Genomic DNA, 16006 nt, shown 5'->3' with positions numbered 1-16006 from the left:
AAATGACAGCCGGATTCATTTATAAAATTTCAACTTTAACGTCAACCGGAATTAGAAAACAAATTGCCGGTAGTAAGATGGTGCGGCGCATTTCAACAAGCGGCATTACAAAATCTGGGCCGCTTGGAGGAATTATTAACTGGTTGAGCGCGAACGCCGGATGGATTGGTCAAAAGGTTTGGGAGTTTATCCAGTCACGAATCCCTAACTTTCAGGAGATTTGGACAGCTATTGTACAGGGGACTATTTTCCTTCTCAACTTTAACTTTGCAGCCAGCGATGCTGATTTAGAAAAGCAAATTATGGCACTCGAAGAACAGCTTGCTTTGCGGAGGTGGAATTTGTACGGGTACACGCTCGGAACGGCAATCACTGCAACGGTTGGACTGGGTGCCACTTTTGCCATCAACGAAGCTGCGGGAATTTACTTGCTCAAGGAAGCGGGTGAGGAAATTTTGCAGGACTTTGCAGGGGAAGTCAGCAGCTATTTCATGCAGTGGAACGATGTCCAAAAACAAAAGCGTTTTATCCGAACATATATCAAAACCCGTCGCTTACTTAAGGCCGTCGCGCTAAATCCGGCTTCACCTCTGGCACCGATTGCCAAGTCGATTTGGGGAGAAAAGGCGATCCAAGATTGGGGAGTCAGATCGGGTAATTGGACTATATCGGGTTGGATTCAAAAACAAATCGACAAACTGCCCGAAAAACTGGGAAACCGAGTAGAAGAATTTCTCGAAGGTTTGGGCGAGGGCGTCACCGAAACCGGTTACACGATCGCCAGTGCGCTTGACCGATACTTTTTTGAGGAGGCTACCAACGACATTCAAACTGGAGACAACCAAGCCCGACTGATCGAACTTCGACCGGATAGAGACGGGCCGGAAAGACTCTATCTCGCGGGTAACACCCAACAACTCAGAGCTACTGTTACTCAGACTTTAGCAACGACAGAGTTGCTGAATAATCGCGATATGGGAATGGTTGTTTCCAGCGGCGACTGGGATGAAATTCCGATCACCGACTCCAACGGTTTAGAGGTGATGCTTGAATTTTATAATTTTCCAAAGCCACCTTACTGGAGCAAAGACCGGCGCTCGAAACTTGTCCGCTCCCGTCTAACTATTCCTAATTGCCGACCTCAAAAACTCGATTGGGCTTACATAAAAACCACGTTCAAGGGTATCGCTTTTCTCAAAGGGATGTACATTGCCAAATGCACCCTTTCCAACGGTCGAACGCTGAAAGTTTACTGCTCAAGTGAAGCTGAGGGCGAGAAAATTTTGGAGGCGCTCGCCAGCTTCTCGTATGCGAGCATTGTCTACCCACTGGAGATTACCCATCTTACCAACGTTAACCGATCCAACGGCCGGATGAAAAAACGAGGAAACGAACCTCAGTACCTTAGCCGGATGGTTGTAACGAACTGGAACCGCCTTACTCGTTTTCAGCGATTTCGGGGGCAAATTACCCCGACCGATCGCAAATCCTCTCAAAAAAAGTTTCAGATGCACTTTGAGAACAAGCTTTCAACCTTCGACTCAGACATCGCCGAAGTCACTCGAATTGCCATAGATGGAGAATCGGCTACTGCTAACCCTTAGAGCCTTCTAGCGGCTTTCTAGGGCTTTTCTGGGGGACTTCCAGCACTTCCAACCGGGCTGAAGTTCCAGCACTTTGGAAACTTCCATCGGTGACAGTCATCAGTTACAGCACGACCCCCATATTTCCTGTTATGATTAACCTGTAACTCTTGGTCTACCAAATGTGACAAGTTAAGCCAGGATTTGAGTATAATACAGGTGCATATACTACATCTGTATTATTTTTGTAACTTTTAACTGAGAATTTCTCCCAGAAGGTGTTTTAGCCGAATATACTTGTTAGTATAACACCCACAATTATCATGTCAAGACTAATTGGTTATGCGCGAGTTTCGAGCAAAGAGCAAAACTTAAACAGGCAGTTAGACGAATTAAAAAAACACAAATGTGATGAGATTTTCACGGATAAGATGAGCGGGGCAACCAACGACCGTCCGCAGTTACACCGGTGTCTAGAGAGTTTGCAGCCGGGGGACTGTTTACTGGTTGCGTCAATCGATAGGCTTGGGCGAAATATGTTAGCAGTCGCCACGTTGTTAGACGAGCTAGACAAACGCGACATTAACTTCCGCAGTTTGAAAGAGGGGTTTGATTACCGCTCTCCATTTGGAAAGATATTCATGCTTATGGCGGCCGGGTTTGCTGAGATGGAACGGGAGCAACTTCGCGATCGCCAAAGGGAAGGAATAGCGGCCGCTCGAAAACGGGGTGTTAGCTTAGGGGGGAACTCCCCAATTGCTGAGAGTAAACTTTTAGCAGTTCAGGCTTACATTGATCAAGGGAAGTCGATTACCGCAGCCTGTAAGTTGGTTGGAATTAGCCGAATGACATGGAGCCGACACCGATGCAGAATACAATCGAAGTAGTAAGTAGATGTACCCTGATAGACACCCGCAGCGAGAGCGGGTTTTACTATTAAAATGCGATCGCCAGGATTCACCCAACGATCGCTCAAAAGTAGTTATTTTTTTTTAAGACCTTAAAATTCTACCTCAGATTTTAACTGGTTGATCACCTGGTAATAGTCCGACCGGGTAACGCAGCCGTCAAACCTTCCGGTGGCGATCGCAGTTTCAACTTTTGCTTTGTAAATTTTGGCGAGGTGGGTATCAACATTTCCGCCCCCCAAGTATGCGCGATCACTTTTCTCTTTCCCCCAACAAACGTAGTTGTAGAAAAGTTCGGAATCAGACTTTTTAAATGCCTTTACTTTGACGGTCGGGCTACCCCCATTTTCATCCGGTCGGGCTACCTCAAAAGTGTTTACAGTTGGTTGTTCTGGCTCATCGGTAGCCCGACTGCCCTCGGGTTCAGCCCGACTAGCCCAACCAATTTCTCCTTGTTTATGGAGTTCAACCAAAGCAGCAAAAACGCGACTTCTACTAATCCCGGAAATCTTAGAAATTTCGGGAGAAGTTAGGGGGATTTTTGAAGATTCAATAGCACTTTTAACGCTGCAAATGTCAGCTTGCAGTGTGTCCGGGTCAGGCTTTGGAAGCGTTTGTTTGAACAGAGTTAGTTGTTGAGCGTTCATGGTTAATCTTGATAATCGCTTGAGGATAGTGATCGGTTTCGGTGTGAGAACTGATGTGATTTCTGCTTTCGATGCTCTGGTGAGTTATTAGGCTCGCGATCGCTTTCAGTTCATCTGGGGAGTAGCGATCGGCAACCTGCATCAATGCACCGGCGATCTGTTCGATGTGGTAGAGGTCTAAATAAAGCCGGGTTACGAGTTTCGATAGTTTTTCGATCCGCTCGTTCGATTCCCGTCGAATTTCTCGAACCGACTCCCGATAGGCTTCTTCGCGCTGTTCGCCAATATCCTCGATGACTCCGCAGAGATCGAGAAATTCGTGAATCTCGCCGGCGTAAGCGGTCGAAATCGAAGTATCGAAAAACTGGTCAGCCATAATTTCTAGGGCTGTTTCCCAATCCATTGGGAGAAGCTCGGTAATTTGATCGCTTAAAGAGGGTTTTTGGCGATCGCGAACTTCCATCACTTTGGAATCTTTGCGATCGCGAACTTCCATCACTTTGGAATCTTTGCGATCGCGAACTTCCAGCACTTTGGAATTTGCGCCGGGGGGATTTTCGCGATCGCCGACTTGAGCGGCCGCTCGATCACGACCGGGGGAATCTTTGGGTGCAGCTTCATCCTTAGTGAAATCCCCTCGCAGCAATGATTCCACTTCATCGGGTGCCGGAACTTGGTACAATTCACTCAATTCGGACATAATGAAAAAAGCGACCCCGTATGGAGTCGCGCTAAAAATTAACGATTATTCTTCTTCAAATTTAGACTGATTACGCTGTTCGCGAGCTTTAACTATAAGCTGTTCCAGCTTCTCTTTTTGATTTTGAAACTCCTGTTTCTCTTGGTTGTACCAATCAAGACAGGCTTCTGCATTTCGGAGGCCTTTGTCGGCAACTTCCCAAAGTTGGATTAAAATTGCCTCGTCAAGGGTTCCGCCCCCAGCAAAAAATCCTTCACCCACTGTTCTATCAAATCCGAGCGGTCCTTGCTCAACGGTTTCACCGCTTCCTGGAACTGTTCCCACAGGTGAGGATTGATTCTGATTGTCGCATCCTCCCGGTTTTTTCGAGGTCTCCCCCGCCCCCGTTTCGGTTTGTCTGTCATTGGCAGTCATAAGAAATGTACTCCTTAAATTTATCACGGGAGAAATCTTGACATATGTTTTCTCCCGTGTAAAATTATAGTATAGCTATTTCTCACGGGAGAAAAGCTAAATCGTCAAATTACCCTGACACAAGCGGGGGGAGATTTCCCCCTTTACTAACCATGAACCAGCAGGAGGAACTGCTTAGACGAATAGAAGAGTTGGAAGCCGAGAACGAGCGGCTTCAATCCGAGTTGCGGAAAGCCAAGGAAACCATAGCCGAAGCCAAGGACATTCGACCCGTAAAACGCCCAACACTTAACCGGGTTCGCAGGCTGGCAAAAGAGGCATTCCTTGACGTAACCCGCCATTCGGTTAAAGGGTTTGTTGTGGCGATGGGCCGCTGCAAGCAGTGGTATGAAAAATTGCGCGACATTTGGGACATCCTCAAGCGGGAAGAATGGGACTTAGCCGAAGTAATTCCCTCCAGCGTCAGCCCGAAAATTGCACGGGAAAAATCGATGATGAACTTTCTGATCGAAACTGCCGGAAGTTCACCAGAGCCGAAACAAGAATCGATAATTTTCCCAACTCGGGCGAGGGACTTCAATAAGACAATTCTCCCCCCGGTGAAGCGCCAACCACGCGATCGCAAACTAAACCCTCAAACCGAAACATTTGCTCATCCAAAATTGCCGGAACGATTCCCCTCGCTCGTTCCCAAAAAGGAGAGCATTTCAGCAGTTCCATTCACATAAAGGAGGTGATGCCTATTATCAATGTTTAAATTGGTCGAAATCGTTGGTTATTACACGAGAGATTTACTGGGGCGGTCATACTGCAACCGAGCCGCCCTCTTTCTAGACAGTTAAACGTTCAACATTTCAATTGGAGGAAATGCTTATAGTCTATCCGTCTTTAATCCCTGCATAACCTTGTTACGCATAGTTTTCAAATGTGATGTTTTCTGCGGGGATTCGTTCCCCGCTTTACTCCAATGCCAATAAGTTTTGAAGCTGCAAGGCGGAAAGTTTTGGAGATGATCTCCAAGTGTCCGCCCGGTAAAGCGCTGATTGAATTTCACTGTCTGCCAGAAGATGTGTTTACCTTTGCTACGGCTCTGACATCTCCCGAAATTCAAGCAACAGTTCAAGAGAGGGGATTGATGGTCGATATCGTTCCCGACGAAAGCGAAGAAATTGAGTTTCAACGTCAGTACGTGATGACTCAATACTCCCTTATTGTTGCTGCAAAATTTCTATCAAATTATACCGATGTTACAACCGAGCGCTGGTTGCAGCGGTTATACACTTACGCCTACAACAAGTATGTTGATAACGAGCCGACAATAGCGGGAATTTTATCCCAATATTACCCGGTTGCAATGTTGCCAAATGACCCGCTTGCATCCGAACTGGAGGAAAAATCCAAGGCTGAAAAAGTTAATCAAGAGTTGATGAAAATAGTTCGCCCCCAGTCCGAACAGGCAACAGTCGGCGAGCTTGCCCAACTTTTTGGAAAACTGCAAAGTTCCGATTTTCTCGTCAAGCTTGAAATCAACCTGATCAACTCTTTCGTGATGGTCGGTCAGTTGCAACTGGCGTTGAGACATCCGGCTAACGAGGGCGAGTCAAGCAAACGAATGAAGCAGTTCGCCCAAGACTTGATTGATGCCATTTCGTCGCAGGTTCCGGAGGCTCGACAGTACCTAGAAATGGGTTGGCATTCTGAATTTGACAGGAGTTAAGTATGAGTCCTAAAAAAATTCAAACCCTAACCGTTTTTGAACAAATCCTCGTTTGTTTAAGACTGTTGGAAAAAATTAAGTGTAACAACAGTCAAACTTTTGATGAAATGGTTTACGGTTGCATTGTTGAAATGGAACCCGTATTTAAACACAAAATCAGCTTAAACGCTTTAATTCTTTCAAAACTAAAACGTCTTTTGTTTTAGTTAGTTTCGTTAATCTAAGGAGAAGATGCACAGCACCTACCCTCCTTAGGTTTCAATTAACCACAACTCCCACAATGTACAGAGAACCAAGTAAACTCAAAACATTAAGGGGTTTTGTCATCATACTTGAGTGGGACTGTTTTTGTCAAGTTAGGAAGTTACTATGATTGAAAAATTCTTTCAGCAACTAACCAGAATTACCGATGCAATCGTTCAAATTGCAAAACAAATGGAGGAAGGCGTTAAACAGCTTAATCACATTAGAATAACGCTGCTTAAAATTGAAAATGCTTTGATGAACCTTGATTGTAAATTAGAAGGGCCGGACGATTTAGAAAATAATCCGTTGGAACCTGAATCAGAAATTATTAACGGAGGGAAAAACTAACAATGGCAAAATTTGAAGACTTAGAAATCCCTCACAAGAAGTTTCTCGCCGAAGTGATTCAATCTCTTAGAATTGCTACTCACGTAATTGTCCGTTTGTCAGGGAACGAACTAGAGAAAGTGCAAGAAGAAATTTGTTCTAACGGCGTTAATTACGTTGAACAGTTTACAATTCAAGAGTTAGAACATTTTATTAGCAAGGTAGACGAAGAAATTAGCAGTAAAAAACAGGAGAAAAGTAAAATTGAGTAACTTTAAAAGCTTAGATTTGGCTCACAAAAAGCTTTTAGCTTCTCAGGTGGGAATGCTTGAAAACGCGGTTGCAATTTTAGCCGTATTTTATCTATGCACACCGGATGAGATGATGCGTATGTTATGGGATATACAGCAAAAACACCCCTATTACGCTGATGGTCAAGAAATAGAAGAGATAATGAGGTTGTGGGATGTAGTAGTTAAACAGAAACCTTAATCGCTTACGCTTCATCAGTTTAATTGTTGGTGAAGCGTTGGCGGTTTGGGTCGCTCCCTTTCCGCAAAAAAATCTTGCATCGAATGCCTCCTTAGGGAAGTAAGCGTTGACCGTTGTGGACAATGCTTTTGTGATTTCTTAGGCGTCAAGCAAGGTTTTATTAGTAGATCATCTTTGGTTCAAGGGTGAATTAGGCGACCGATTGGATTGCCTTCAATTAATTCATAAGCGAAATGATCTAATAAATATGAAAATAATCGGTTTAGACGTGGGAGCAAACCATGTCGTAGCCGCTGCATTGGAAAGTTTTCCTCAAAATATGCAGCGATATTATCGCGACCACGAAAAAGAATTTATCAAATTAAACTTTGTGAACGGTGACGGATTTGATCTGCTTTGGCAGATGTTACCGGATGGAGTAGTGATGGAACCTTCGGGGCGTTGGTACAGTCGATTGGTCGCGGAAAAGTGTACAGAAAAAGGTATACAAGTGTACTGGGTTGGACACGCTCAATTAAAAGCCCAACGCGAATCTTACGGGTTTAAGTCAAAGAGAGATAGGGAAGATGCGCTTTCACTAGCTGCCTGTTATTTCGATGATAGATTTATTGATGTATTGGGCCGAAAAAGATTTCTAAATTTCAATACCAAAATTGACCAGCTTAGAGACTGGTTTTACGAGTGGGAACAGTTAATAAAAATTCGGGTTGCATTGGTAAACCATATTAAGCAGCGTTTATGCTACGAATTCCCGGAACGAGCCGAAATAAAAATCAGCTACGATCAGGTTAACAAGGAATTGAATTGCGTTCCCTTTTTTGCGGCTTTGGCGGGAATTCACAGCTATTGGCAGTTTGATCGCGCCTACGAAAAAACCTGCGGTGCCGGAATTTCTGATTACACCCGCCAACACGCCCAATGGGTTTGCGAGAACTTACAGCAGGTCGAAGTTCTCAAAGCAAAGTGCTTAAAATTCATCGCCCAACCGGAATTTAAACCCTACCTAGAAGCGATGAAACCGTTTAAGTTTGGGGTTAAAAATCAAGTCGGATTGCTCGTTCAATGCTATCCCTTCGATAAGTTCTTGGTGGATGGTAAACCTTGGGTTGAACGCCGCATTTCTCGTTCAGGCAAGCGAGTAAAATGTGATCGCAGCCTGAGACAATTTCAGGCTTTTCTGGGATTGAGCTACACCTTGGAGCAATCCGGGAAATCGGGTCAGACCAAAAAGAAGTTTCACGGCTCTAAAGTTTGTCGGGCGAATCTGTATATGTGGGCAAAAACCGAATTTGACAAATCTCGCGGGTCGCGAATGACATCGGACCAGGGTCGATTGCTTTGGGAAAAACACAAGCAGCTTCGGCGGTTGTTTCCTCTGGATGCAGAACAGACAATCTGGCAGGCTGGAGAGGGTGCAATCGGGGGCGATGACGCTTTAATTCGCCTGCTGTTCACCGCTACAGCCGAACTTTATAAAAATTTGGTCAAGATGACCGTAGGGTGAAATCACTACCTCTGAAGGGAAAGGCGATCAAGATGAAGATTTTGTTCAACTGAAGAAAAAAGAGTTTTCTCAGTTGGTTAAATGTCCGGTTCAAGGAATACAAAACTACGGCGTCGCTGAAATAGAATTTTAAGAGTCATGTCACCACCGCAAAAACTATTAAATCTTATTCCCCCCTTACAAAGGGGGGTTAGGGGGGATAAACCCCAAAATCACCTGACAAACCCCTTCAAACTCACACAAAACCTGATGATTAGTAAAGCGAACAACTTGCAACCCATACCCTTCTAAAACCTTAGTTATTTCTGCATCATAAACCATCCCTTCCGATGAAAAATGACTATCACCATCAACCTCAATCACCAATTTTAATTTTGGACAATAAAAATCAACAATAAAATTATAAATCGGCTTTTGTCTCCACATTTTCCAAGGAAAATTTTTCAAAAAATCCCAAAGCTTTCGTTCTGGTGATGTGGGATTTTTTCTCATTTCTTTGGCTTGATCGACTAATTTTGGATTGTAAGGTAAAAAGTATTTACCTTGTTTGAGGTTGGTCATTGTTCCTCCTAGTTTTATTTGGTCTCTCTTAGTCTCTATTTTATCCCCCCTAGCCCCCCTTTATCCCCTCTAGCCACCCTTTGTAAGGGGGGAAAAGACGGGGGAATCAGAGGAAGACATCGGCTTAAAAGTCCCCCTTTTTACCCCCATTATTGGGGGTCACGGGGGCAGGGGATTGAGGGGGATTCTTTCAAGGGAAATTTAGGGGGATGCTTTCTCAAATCTTCAAAAACCAACGTTTCCGATACATCCCATACAACACCACCCACCAGATTAACACGTTGGCGATCGCAAACACCAAAGAACCGTTCATTTCCCCCGCCCAAGACACAAACATATTTTCATAAATCCAAGTTTTAAAACTCATTAATTCGCTATTTTGAGGAAGTTTTGTATAAATTAAAATTCTCGCCACGAACCCGGAAGCAACAAATAAAAAAATGGGGTTTAATCCCATTACTTCAAAGGGAAATCCCCATTTTCTTCGCTGACGAACTTCGATAAGTTCATAACAAATAGCGAGTAAAATTAACGCCCAACCTGCGGTAACGACAACGTAGGAACTCGTCCACAGGGGTTTATTGATGGGAAAGATGAATCCCCAGAAATGACCGATAATAATATTACATAAACCGATGATTGTTAAATTTAGGCTGGTTTGACTGTTTACGGGTTGTTTTTTTAGCCAGTCTCCGGTTAAATAACCCATTAAAACCGTTACCACAGCCGGAAGTGTACTTAATAATCCTTCCGGGTCGTATTTTCCCCCGCCTAACAGATGATTTTCTCCCAAGATGAGGCGATCAAAATAGGCGCCTAAATTTCCTTCTGGGCTTAAGTTTCCGACTCCATAACCGGGAACGGGAATCAGTTGCATGGCGATCGCGTATCCTAGTAGGATTATAACACATAAACCTATTATTTGTTGGCGGGAGAGGTGTAAAATCGCGATCGCGGAGAGTCCGTAAGCGAGGCTAATTCGTTGTAAGACTCCCATAATTCTAATATTGGCTAAATCATAGTTGGGATAGCCGTTTAGCAGGAGTCCGAGGAGAAATAATATTAGACAACGGCGCAAAATTTTAAGATAAATTTTAGAGGTAATATTGTCCTCATCGTTTTGCTTTTCTGGGGTGTATTTTGCCAGGGAAAACGCCATCGCAACCCCGACAATAAACAGAAAACTGGGAAATATTAAGTCGGTGGGGGTATAACCGTGCCATTCTGCGTGTTTTAACAGGGGATAAACATGATTCCAACTGCCGGGATTATTGACTAAAATCATGCTGGTAATTGCTATTCCTCGGAAAACATCTAGAGAAGTGAGTCGCATTCGTTTAGGTTGATATTAATTTTTGATTTTAACTTGTTATATGATATCCGATTAATGAATAATAATTCTGTAGGGGCGGGTTCTTCAATATCTTTACGACTACTGAGAGATTTACATAAACCCGCCCGAACCCCGAACAGGCATTAATCAACCGGACATTGTATCATCTTAAAAGTCTATAATATATCGGTTTTTAGAGAATGGGGATGAAAAACCCGGTTTCTGACAGAAACCGGGTTTTTGAAATCGTACCACTGTTTTAGGCAATGGCGCGAATAATTTGATGGTGATGTTGAGTTAAACCGAGGCTAAAAATTGAGAATAGCTTGGGTTTTAACTCGGAAAGAATTGATTAAAAATCAAACGGTTAAAATTATTCAATGTCGCTGAGTTCGCCAACTTTAACGGCGGAAACGGTAACATCTCCCTCGTTATCTTCGAGATAAATATCAAAGAAAAAGGCGCAAAGGGTGATGGGTTCTGATACGGCTAAAGTAACAGTATCATCAAAACCATTTAAAGTTGACCAACCGGCGGGAACTGTTTGATTTGTTTTGAGATTTTTGAACTTCCCGCCATATATCCACAGCATAACTAAAGGTTCACCTTTTTGACCTTGAGGGTCATCTTTGATATAATCAAAGGAACCTTTGCGAATGCGAACCACCCAAATTCCCGGCGTTAATTCTTGTTTGACGCCTGTATTTTGAATGGCTTCAATATGATCTTTGATCAGATAGCAATTGTCTTTACTGTTAACAACTAAATCAATAACTTCAGTGGGACGAGTTTAAGTGGACATAGTTGGACACTCCTTATATAAATTGAGGGTTAGCTTTGGATGATTCTAGGCCATTGAGAGAGGGAATTCTTGGACATCTGGCCAAGTTTTAACTTTCTCGTCGAGAACCGCTCAAACCCTTATTAAGTGTCTCACATTTTGAGGAAATTTAGTCTATTGGTGAAGTAAAAAATTCTTCTCGACATCAAACGAATCCTTCAGTATTGACAATCAATCATACTATCTCGAAAAAATCATGCGCTCGCACCGGAAAAGGGAACAGACCTGTCAAACTTCATACGATGTCCGGTTGATTAATGCGTGTTCTGAAGGCGGGGCGGGTTTTTTTAATTTAGTAATAGGTGTCAGAAATGGTTTAGAACCCGCCCCTACATAATCCTAATCGATTAATCGGACATGGGATCAACTATTCTTGTACCCAAACCGAAACGGAACCGCCATTACAACGGAACTCAGCCCAACCCCATTCGTTGGTGTAAATGGGTTCTTTAACGTGTTCGGTAATATCGACAAATTTAGCATTGGGTTTACCCACTTCCATCCATTTCCAACCGGGAACACTATCGCTCATAATCACTGCCATTGCTTTGGGATGTTCGCGATCTCCCAAACGAGTCCAACCGATGGTATTATAGTGATCGATATAATCATATTGTTCACCATAAGCGTAGTGTTGGCGAGCATAAAGAAGCTTGTCAATAATCCAACGATGCTCGGGTAAAAAGATCGAATAACGATTCCCATCGCGACCATAATCTTCGTATTGGGCGCCGTAATAATCCGCATGAAAAATACAAGGATATCCTTCTCGCCGCAATAAAATTATGGCATAAGCTAAAGGTTTAAACCAGGGTTCAACCGGGGCTTCTAAGGCTTGCAAGGGTTGAGAATCATGGTTTTCAACAAAAGTCACCGCATGGGTCGGACGTTCTTTCATCATCGTCCCATTGAGGATATTTCGCATATCGTAATGACCCCCGGATTTACTTGCATAATAAAAGTTGTAATGCAAGGGAACATCAAACACCGACATTTTACCTTGAACTGAATTCACATACCAATGCAATGTACTAATACTGTTTTGCCAATACTCCCCAACAACAAACAAATCTTTGCCGACATGACGTTCTAATTCATCAATCCAAATGGGGAAAAACCAAGAAGAAATATGTTTAATAGCATCGAGGCGAAAACCATCGGCGCCGGTCGTATCCAGATACCATTTTCCCCAGTCGATGGCTTCTTTTTGGACTTCGGGATTTTGAAAGTCGAGGTCGCACCCCATTAAATAAGCATAGTTTCCATTTTCAAGGGCAACATAATCATCAAATTGTTTCCCTTCAAACAGATAAATGGTATCGTAGTTGTGGGGGTCGTTTTTATTGTAATCTACCGCATCAAAATGCCACCAACGCCACTCGAATTTGGAATATTTGCCCTGACGAGCGGGAAAGGTAAAATGAGTGTAAACTTGAACGTCTTGCTGGGAACCAATGGGATGAAGACGGTCATTTTTTCGGAAGGGAGTTGCTTTCACGGTTTCGGAAAAATCGGCCGCCATTCTGTGGTTAAGAACAACATCGGCATAAATTTCAATTCCGGCATTTTTTAACGCTTGCAGGGCGTCCATATATTGCTGATAGGTGCCGTATTTTGTGCGAATAGAACCTTTTTGATCGAATTCGCCCAAATCATACATATCATAGACCCCGTAACCGACATCATTACCCCCGCCAATGCCTTTGTAAGCGGGAGGAAGCCAGAGGGCGGTAATTCCCGCATCGGCTAATTCTTGGGCTTTGTTTTTAACCTGTTCCCACAGAGTACCATCGCCAGGGATGTACCAGTGAAAATATTGCATGATTACGCCGTTAATAGACATGAAAATTGCTCCTTGTGTTGATTTTAAGGTCACAAGTCAAGGGCAAATTATCACTAATTTACCCTGACTTCATCTACTATTTCACAAAAACTGCAATCTCTTACAACTCTTTTACGGCACAAACCGAATATTTTTACAAAAACTTCCTTGATTTTCATGGCGACTACTTCTTTTAGAGTAGTTCAACTGAGTCAAAATAATTTTTTAATAAAATAATTTGGTATAACGTTGCCGGCGGACCGGAAGGAAGTTCAACCGAAAAATCATCCGAGTTGGAATTTTTCCAAATATTTCGGTTAATTTTACCGCATCAATAAACGAGCCAAACTCATTCCGATGTAAATGCCCAAAACTCCAAAAATTGCGCTTCCCATCCAATAAAATAGAGCGATTTCTAAACGGCTATCTCCGATCAATCGATGGGTGTCTAACTCATAGGTTGAGAAAGTTGTGTAAGACCCCAAAAAACCGACGGCTAATAATAAAATAAGTTCCGGTGAAAACGCGGCAATTCGTTCGGAAAACGGTACAAAAAACCCCATTCCCACACATCCGGTCAGATTGATAAAAAACGTTCCGTAGGGAAAGTTTGTGCCGAAAGAAGCGGCAAACCATAGCGTTAGATAATAACGGGTTAAAGCCCCGGCGACCGCCCCAAAAGCAATCGCAATCGGATTGCGAATTACGGGTTGAGTCAAAGCATCGGAGAGGGAAGTCGAGAGGGAGAAGAAAAGATGAATTAAAGTTCTGAACATTGCAGATTAATCCGGGTGGGAATTGAGAATAACAGAGGGGACTGGGTTATGATACCACTAAAGTCATCGCCCCCAAAAAACTTCGAGAAAGTTCCCGCAATAACCCAACATAAAATTACCGGATAAATGCTATACTAGAAAGAATACAAATGAGTAAAAATAAAAGAGAAACTACTCGTGAAACGTCAGTTGCCATTCCTAATCAATCTCTTATTGGCGATCGCAGTATTAGCTTATCCACATACAGGAATCGCTCAGTCTGAATCGCCAGAAACCGACTCACCACCGGAAGCGGAATTAACCGAAGATTCAAGCAGTCCCTCGCAAGCGGAGGGGGAATATAAAAGCTTTATGGACTGGTGTATGAACCGAGAAAAACTATCCCCCGCAGCCAGACGGACGATGAGTATGATTTTACAACGGGCGGGAACTTTTAACTGCGCTCGCGCCTCAGAAAATCTAACGAATATTTCTCAACTCGATTTAAGTACCAGTCAAATCTCGGATATTAGTCCCTTAGGATCTCTAACCACAATTACCCAACTGAAGTTAATTAATAATCAAATCACGGATTTAACCCCCCTGCAATCTTTAACGAATTTAACCGAACTCAATTTAAGCTACAACAAAGTCACCGATGTGACCCCCTTACAATCCCTAGAAAATTTAAACTTATTAAACCTCAGTTACAACCAAGTTAAAGATGTCAGTCCTTTACAGTCGTTAAAAAAACTGAACGAACTGAATCTCAACAACAATCAAGTGGTCGATATTAGTTCCCTTCAACCCTTAGACCGATTAACCTATTTATTTGTTCGCGATAATCCGATCCAAGACGAAACCTGTCCGGTGACTCCCAAGTATATTTGTCAGTTTTAAATTTAGCCCAACCGTTTAACTACAAGTTTTGTAGGGCAGATTTCCGAAGAATCACTGATGTAGGGGCGGGTTCTACAAAAGGTTTGCGACCACTCCGAAATGAAGCTGAACCCGCCCCAATAAACCGTAATTAAAAAGTCGGTAAACAATCTTAACTGTCAGCAATCATTTCCCGATAAAATAGAGGCAATCTAAAAAAACTCTGGGTTATCGACAGCCAGAGGAGAGAAACAAATGAACCTCTTAAAAACAGTTGTTTTATTAGGAATACTCAGCGGTTTACTGGTGGCGATTTGCTTTTGGGCGATCGGGGGAACCACAGGTTTAATTATAGGATTGGGTTTGGCGGCGATCACCAACCTCGGTTCTTGGTTTTATTCCGATAAAATCGCATTGGCGGCCTATCGCGCCCAACCGGTCAGCTATGAACAAGCGCCCCAACTGCACAACATGATCAAGCGACTGTGCGATCGCGGGAATTTACCCATGCCGGGGGTTTACATCGTCCCGACTGCGGCGCCGAACGCTTTTGCAACCGGGCGCGACCCCCAAAATGCCGCAGTTGCCGTCACCCAAGGCCTGTTGGACATCTTACCCGAAGACGAACTCGAAGGGGTAATTGCTCACGAACTCACCCACATCAGAAACCGCGACACCCTCACCCAAGCGGTGGCGGCGACCATCGGCGGTGCAATTAGTGCGATCGCCCAATTTGCGACTTATGCGATGTGGTTTGGCGGGGGTTCGCGGGATAACGGTCGGGGGAATCCGATCGGCCTGTTGTTGACGGTCATGTTGGCTCCCATTTCGGCTACCGTCATTCAAATGGCGATTTCCCGAACCCGAGAATATGCCGCAGATGCGGGGGCGGCGAAGTTAACGCAAAATCCGCGAGGACTGGCGAGGGCGTTGCAACGGTTGGATAGTCGGGCGCGACAGGTTCCCCTGAGAACAAACCCCGCTTTTGAACCGCTTTTGATTATGAATGGATTTTCCGGTCAAAAAATGGCGAATCTGTTTTCGACTCATCCGTCTACAGAAGCTCGCGTACAAGCGTTATTGAAGATTGAACAAGAAATGTCTAATTTGCCATCAATTTGATTGATTGTTTAAGTTCAAACTGATGGAATTTTTGAAAACAGTTCGTATATGGGGTAACGATAGAAACTCACGCCTTACGATACGATACACTGGAGAAAAAGATCGACTTTTTCCTGAATGAACCGAGAATTACCGCAAAAAGAGATCGATTAACC

19 protein-coding genes are annotated in these 16006 nt (G+C 43.7%); 11 read left to right on the top strand and 8 right to left on the bottom strand.

Features of this window, described 5'->3' with window-relative positions; all coding sequences use genetic code 11:
* Positions 1–2 precede the first annotated feature (2 nt).
* Together ACL6C3_RS16830 and ACL6C3_RS16825 are read left to right on the top strand one after the other, a co-directional pair.
* Positions 3–1604 carry a hypothetical protein gene (locus ACL6C3_RS16830; protein ID WP_413160083.1) on the top strand — a complete coding sequence of 534 codons (1602 nt, stop codon included), beginning with the start codon at positions 3–5 and terminating at the stop codon, positions 1602–1604.
* Between the two features lie 302 nt (positions 1605–1906).
* A complete protein-coding gene (locus ACL6C3_RS16825; RefSeq protein ID WP_413160082.1) occupies positions 1907–2470 on the top strand; it encodes a recombinase family protein in 564 nt (187 codons plus the stop codon).
* 113 nt (positions 2471–2583) lie between these two features.
* Here ACL6C3_RS16825 and ACL6C3_RS16820 read toward each other — a convergent pair whose 3' ends face one another.
* The 3 genes from ACL6C3_RS16820 to ACL6C3_RS16810 are packed head-to-tail and all read right to left on the bottom strand — an operon-like array spanning position 2584 to position 4252.
* The gene (locus tag ACL6C3_RS16820) at positions 2584–3138 is read right to left on the bottom strand and encodes a hypothetical protein (protein WP_413160081.1); all 555 of its coding nucleotides are present in this window, start codon (positions 3136–3138) and stop codon (positions 2584–2586) included.
* Positions 3089–3838 (bottom strand): hypothetical protein, encoded by a 750-nt coding sequence (locus tag ACL6C3_RS16815; protein WP_413160080.1) that lies wholly within the window; start codon positions 3836–3838, stop codon positions 3089–3091. The genes ACL6C3_RS16820 and ACL6C3_RS16815 overlap by 50 nt, the downstream gene beginning before the upstream one ends.
* 45 nt (positions 3839–3883) lie before the next feature.
* A complete protein-coding gene (locus ACL6C3_RS16810) occupies positions 3884–4252 on the bottom strand; it encodes a hypothetical protein (RefSeq protein ID WP_413160079.1) in 369 nt (122 codons plus the stop codon).
* A gap of 152 nt (positions 4253–4404) precedes the next feature.
* Here ACL6C3_RS16810 and ACL6C3_RS16805 point away from each other — a divergent pair, with 152 nt between their 5' ends.
* From ACL6C3_RS16805 to ACL6C3_RS16775, 7 genes are all read left to right on the top strand, one after another.
* Complete coding sequence (locus ACL6C3_RS16805; protein ID WP_413160078.1) at positions 4405–4980, top strand: hypothetical protein; 576 nt, start codon at positions 4405–4407, stop codon at positions 4978–4980.
* A gap of 239 nt (positions 4981–5219) precedes the next feature.
* Positions 5220–5969: a hypothetical protein gene (locus ACL6C3_RS16800; RefSeq protein WP_413160077.1), complete on the top strand. Its 750-nt coding sequence runs from the start codon at positions 5220–5222 to the stop codon at positions 5967–5969.
* A gap of 2 nt (positions 5970–5971) precedes the next feature.
* Positions 5972–6175: a hypothetical protein gene (locus tag ACL6C3_RS16795; protein WP_413160076.1), complete on the top strand. Its 204-nt coding sequence runs from the start codon at positions 5972–5974 to the stop codon at positions 6173–6175.
* A gap of 163 nt (positions 6176–6338) precedes the next feature.
* Complete coding sequence (locus ACL6C3_RS16790; RefSeq protein ID WP_413160075.1) at positions 6339–6563, top strand: hypothetical protein; 225 nt, start codon at positions 6339–6341, stop codon at positions 6561–6563.
* Between the two features lie 2 nt (positions 6564–6565).
* Positions 6566–6814: a hypothetical protein gene (locus ACL6C3_RS16785; protein WP_413160074.1), complete on the top strand. Its 249-nt coding sequence runs from the start codon at positions 6566–6568 to the stop codon at positions 6812–6814.
* Complete coding sequence (locus ACL6C3_RS16780; RefSeq protein WP_413160073.1) at positions 6807–7034, top strand: hypothetical protein; 228 nt, start codon at positions 6807–6809, stop codon at positions 7032–7034. The genes ACL6C3_RS16785 and ACL6C3_RS16780 overlap by 8 nt, the downstream gene beginning before the upstream one ends.
* A 247-nt stretch (positions 7035–7281) precedes the next feature.
* On the top strand, positions 7282–8538 hold the full coding sequence (locus tag ACL6C3_RS16775; RefSeq protein ID WP_413160072.1) for a transposase: 1257 nt from the start codon (positions 7282–7284) through the stop codon (positions 8536–8538).
* Positions 8539–8715: 177 nt separating this feature from the next.
* Here ACL6C3_RS16775 and ACL6C3_RS16770 read toward each other — a convergent pair whose 3' ends face one another.
* The 5 genes from ACL6C3_RS16770 to crcB form a co-directional block, all read right to left on the bottom strand.
* Complete coding sequence (locus tag ACL6C3_RS16770) at positions 8716–9099, bottom strand: endonuclease domain-containing protein (RefSeq protein ID WP_413160071.1); 384 nt, start codon at positions 9097–9099, stop codon at positions 8716–8718.
* 217 nt (positions 9100–9316) lie between these two features.
* Complete coding sequence (locus ACL6C3_RS16765; RefSeq protein ID WP_413160070.1) at positions 9317–10432, bottom strand: acyltransferase family protein; 1116 nt, start codon at positions 10430–10432, stop codon at positions 9317–9319.
* Between the two features lie 373 nt (positions 10433–10805).
* A complete protein-coding gene (locus ACL6C3_RS16760; protein ID WP_413160069.1) occupies positions 10806–11099 on the bottom strand; it encodes a hypothetical protein in 294 nt (97 codons plus the stop codon).
* 541 nt (positions 11100–11640) lie between these two features.
* Positions 11641–13116 carry an alpha-amylase gene (locus ACL6C3_RS16755; RefSeq protein ID WP_413160068.1) on the bottom strand — a complete coding sequence of 492 codons (1476 nt, stop codon included), beginning with the start codon at positions 13114–13116 and terminating at the stop codon, positions 11641–11643.
* A 302-nt stretch (positions 13117–13418) separates the two neighbouring features.
* Positions 13419–13871: a fluoride efflux transporter CrcB gene (crcB, locus tag ACL6C3_RS16750; protein WP_413160067.1), complete on the bottom strand. Its 453-nt coding sequence runs from the start codon at positions 13869–13871 to the stop codon at positions 13419–13421.
* Between the two features lie 177 nt (positions 13872–14048).
* On the opposite strand from crcB, the gene ACL6C3_RS16745 reads away from it, so the two are divergent.
* Together ACL6C3_RS16745 and ACL6C3_RS16740 are read left to right on the top strand one after the other, a co-directional pair.
* Positions 14049–14750 carry a leucine-rich repeat domain-containing protein gene (locus ACL6C3_RS16745; RefSeq protein WP_413160066.1) on the top strand — a complete coding sequence of 234 codons (702 nt, stop codon included), beginning with the start codon at positions 14049–14051 and terminating at the stop codon, positions 14748–14750.
* A 234-nt stretch (positions 14751–14984) separates the two neighbouring features.
* Positions 14985–15851, top strand: coding sequence for a zinc metalloprotease HtpX (locus ACL6C3_RS16740; RefSeq protein WP_413160065.1), 867 nt, complete (start codon positions 14985–14987; stop codon positions 15849–15851).
* The last annotated feature ends 155 nt before the right edge of the window (positions 15852–16006 follow it).

It is taken from the genome of Capilliphycus salinus ALCB114379, from assembly GCF_047276495.1.
GTDB classification, from domain to species: domain Bacteria; phylum Cyanobacteriota; class Cyanobacteriia; order Cyanobacteriales; family Microcoleaceae; genus Capilliphycus; species Capilliphycus salinus.
This window is presented reverse-complemented; position numbering and strand designations above follow the sequence as displayed.

Coding starts and splice junctions, on each gene's coding strand:
- ACL6C3_RS16830 (WP_413160083.1), top strand. CDS start 3: ATGACAGCCGGATTCATTTATAAAATTTCAACTTTAACGTCAACCGGA.
- ACL6C3_RS16825 (WP_413160082.1), top strand. CDS start 1,907: ATGTCAAGACTAATTGGTTATGCGCGAGTTTCGAGCAAAGAGCAAAAC.
- ACL6C3_RS16820 (WP_413160081.1), bottom strand. CDS start 3,138: ATGAACGCTCAACAACTAACTCTGTTCAAACAAACGCTTCCAAAGCCT.
- ACL6C3_RS16815 (WP_413160080.1), bottom strand. CDS start 3,838: ATGTCCGAATTGAGTGAATTGTACCAAGTTCCGGCACCCGATGAAGTG.
- ACL6C3_RS16810 (WP_413160079.1), bottom strand. CDS start 4,252: ATGACTGCCAATGACAGACAAACCGAAACGGGGGCGGGGGAGACCTCG.
- ACL6C3_RS16805 (WP_413160078.1), top strand. CDS start 4,405: ATGAACCAGCAGGAGGAACTGCTTAGACGAATAGAAGAGTTGGAAGCC.
- ACL6C3_RS16800 (WP_413160077.1), top strand. CDS start 5,220: ATGCCAATAAGTTTTGAAGCTGCAAGGCGGAAAGTTTTGGAGATGATC.
- ACL6C3_RS16795 (WP_413160076.1), top strand. CDS start 5,972: ATGAGTCCTAAAAAAATTCAAACCCTAACCGTTTTTGAACAAATCCTC.
- ACL6C3_RS16790 (WP_413160075.1), top strand. CDS start 6,339: ATGATTGAAAAATTCTTTCAGCAACTAACCAGAATTACCGATGCAATC.
- ACL6C3_RS16785 (WP_413160074.1), top strand. CDS start 6,566: ATGGCAAAATTTGAAGACTTAGAAATCCCTCACAAGAAGTTTCTCGCC.
- ACL6C3_RS16775 (WP_413160072.1), top strand. CDS start 7,282: ATGAAAATAATCGGTTTAGACGTGGGAGCAAACCATGTCGTAGCCGCT.
- ACL6C3_RS16770 (WP_413160071.1), bottom strand. CDS start 9,099: ATGACCAACCTCAAACAAGGTAAATACTTTTTACCTTACAATCCAAAA.
- ACL6C3_RS16765 (WP_413160070.1), bottom strand. CDS start 10,432: ATGCGACTCACTTCTCTAGATGTTTTCCGAGGAATAGCAATTACCAGC.
- ACL6C3_RS16755 (WP_413160068.1), bottom strand. CDS start 13,116: ATGTCTATTAACGGCGTAATCATGCAATATTTTCACTGGTACATCCCT.
- crcB (WP_413160067.1), bottom strand. CDS start 13,871: ATGTTCAGAACTTTAATTCATCTTTTCTTCTCCCTCTCGACTTCCCTC.
- ACL6C3_RS16740 (WP_413160065.1), top strand. CDS start 14,985: ATGAACCTCTTAAAAACAGTTGTTTTATTAGGAATACTCAGCGGTTTA.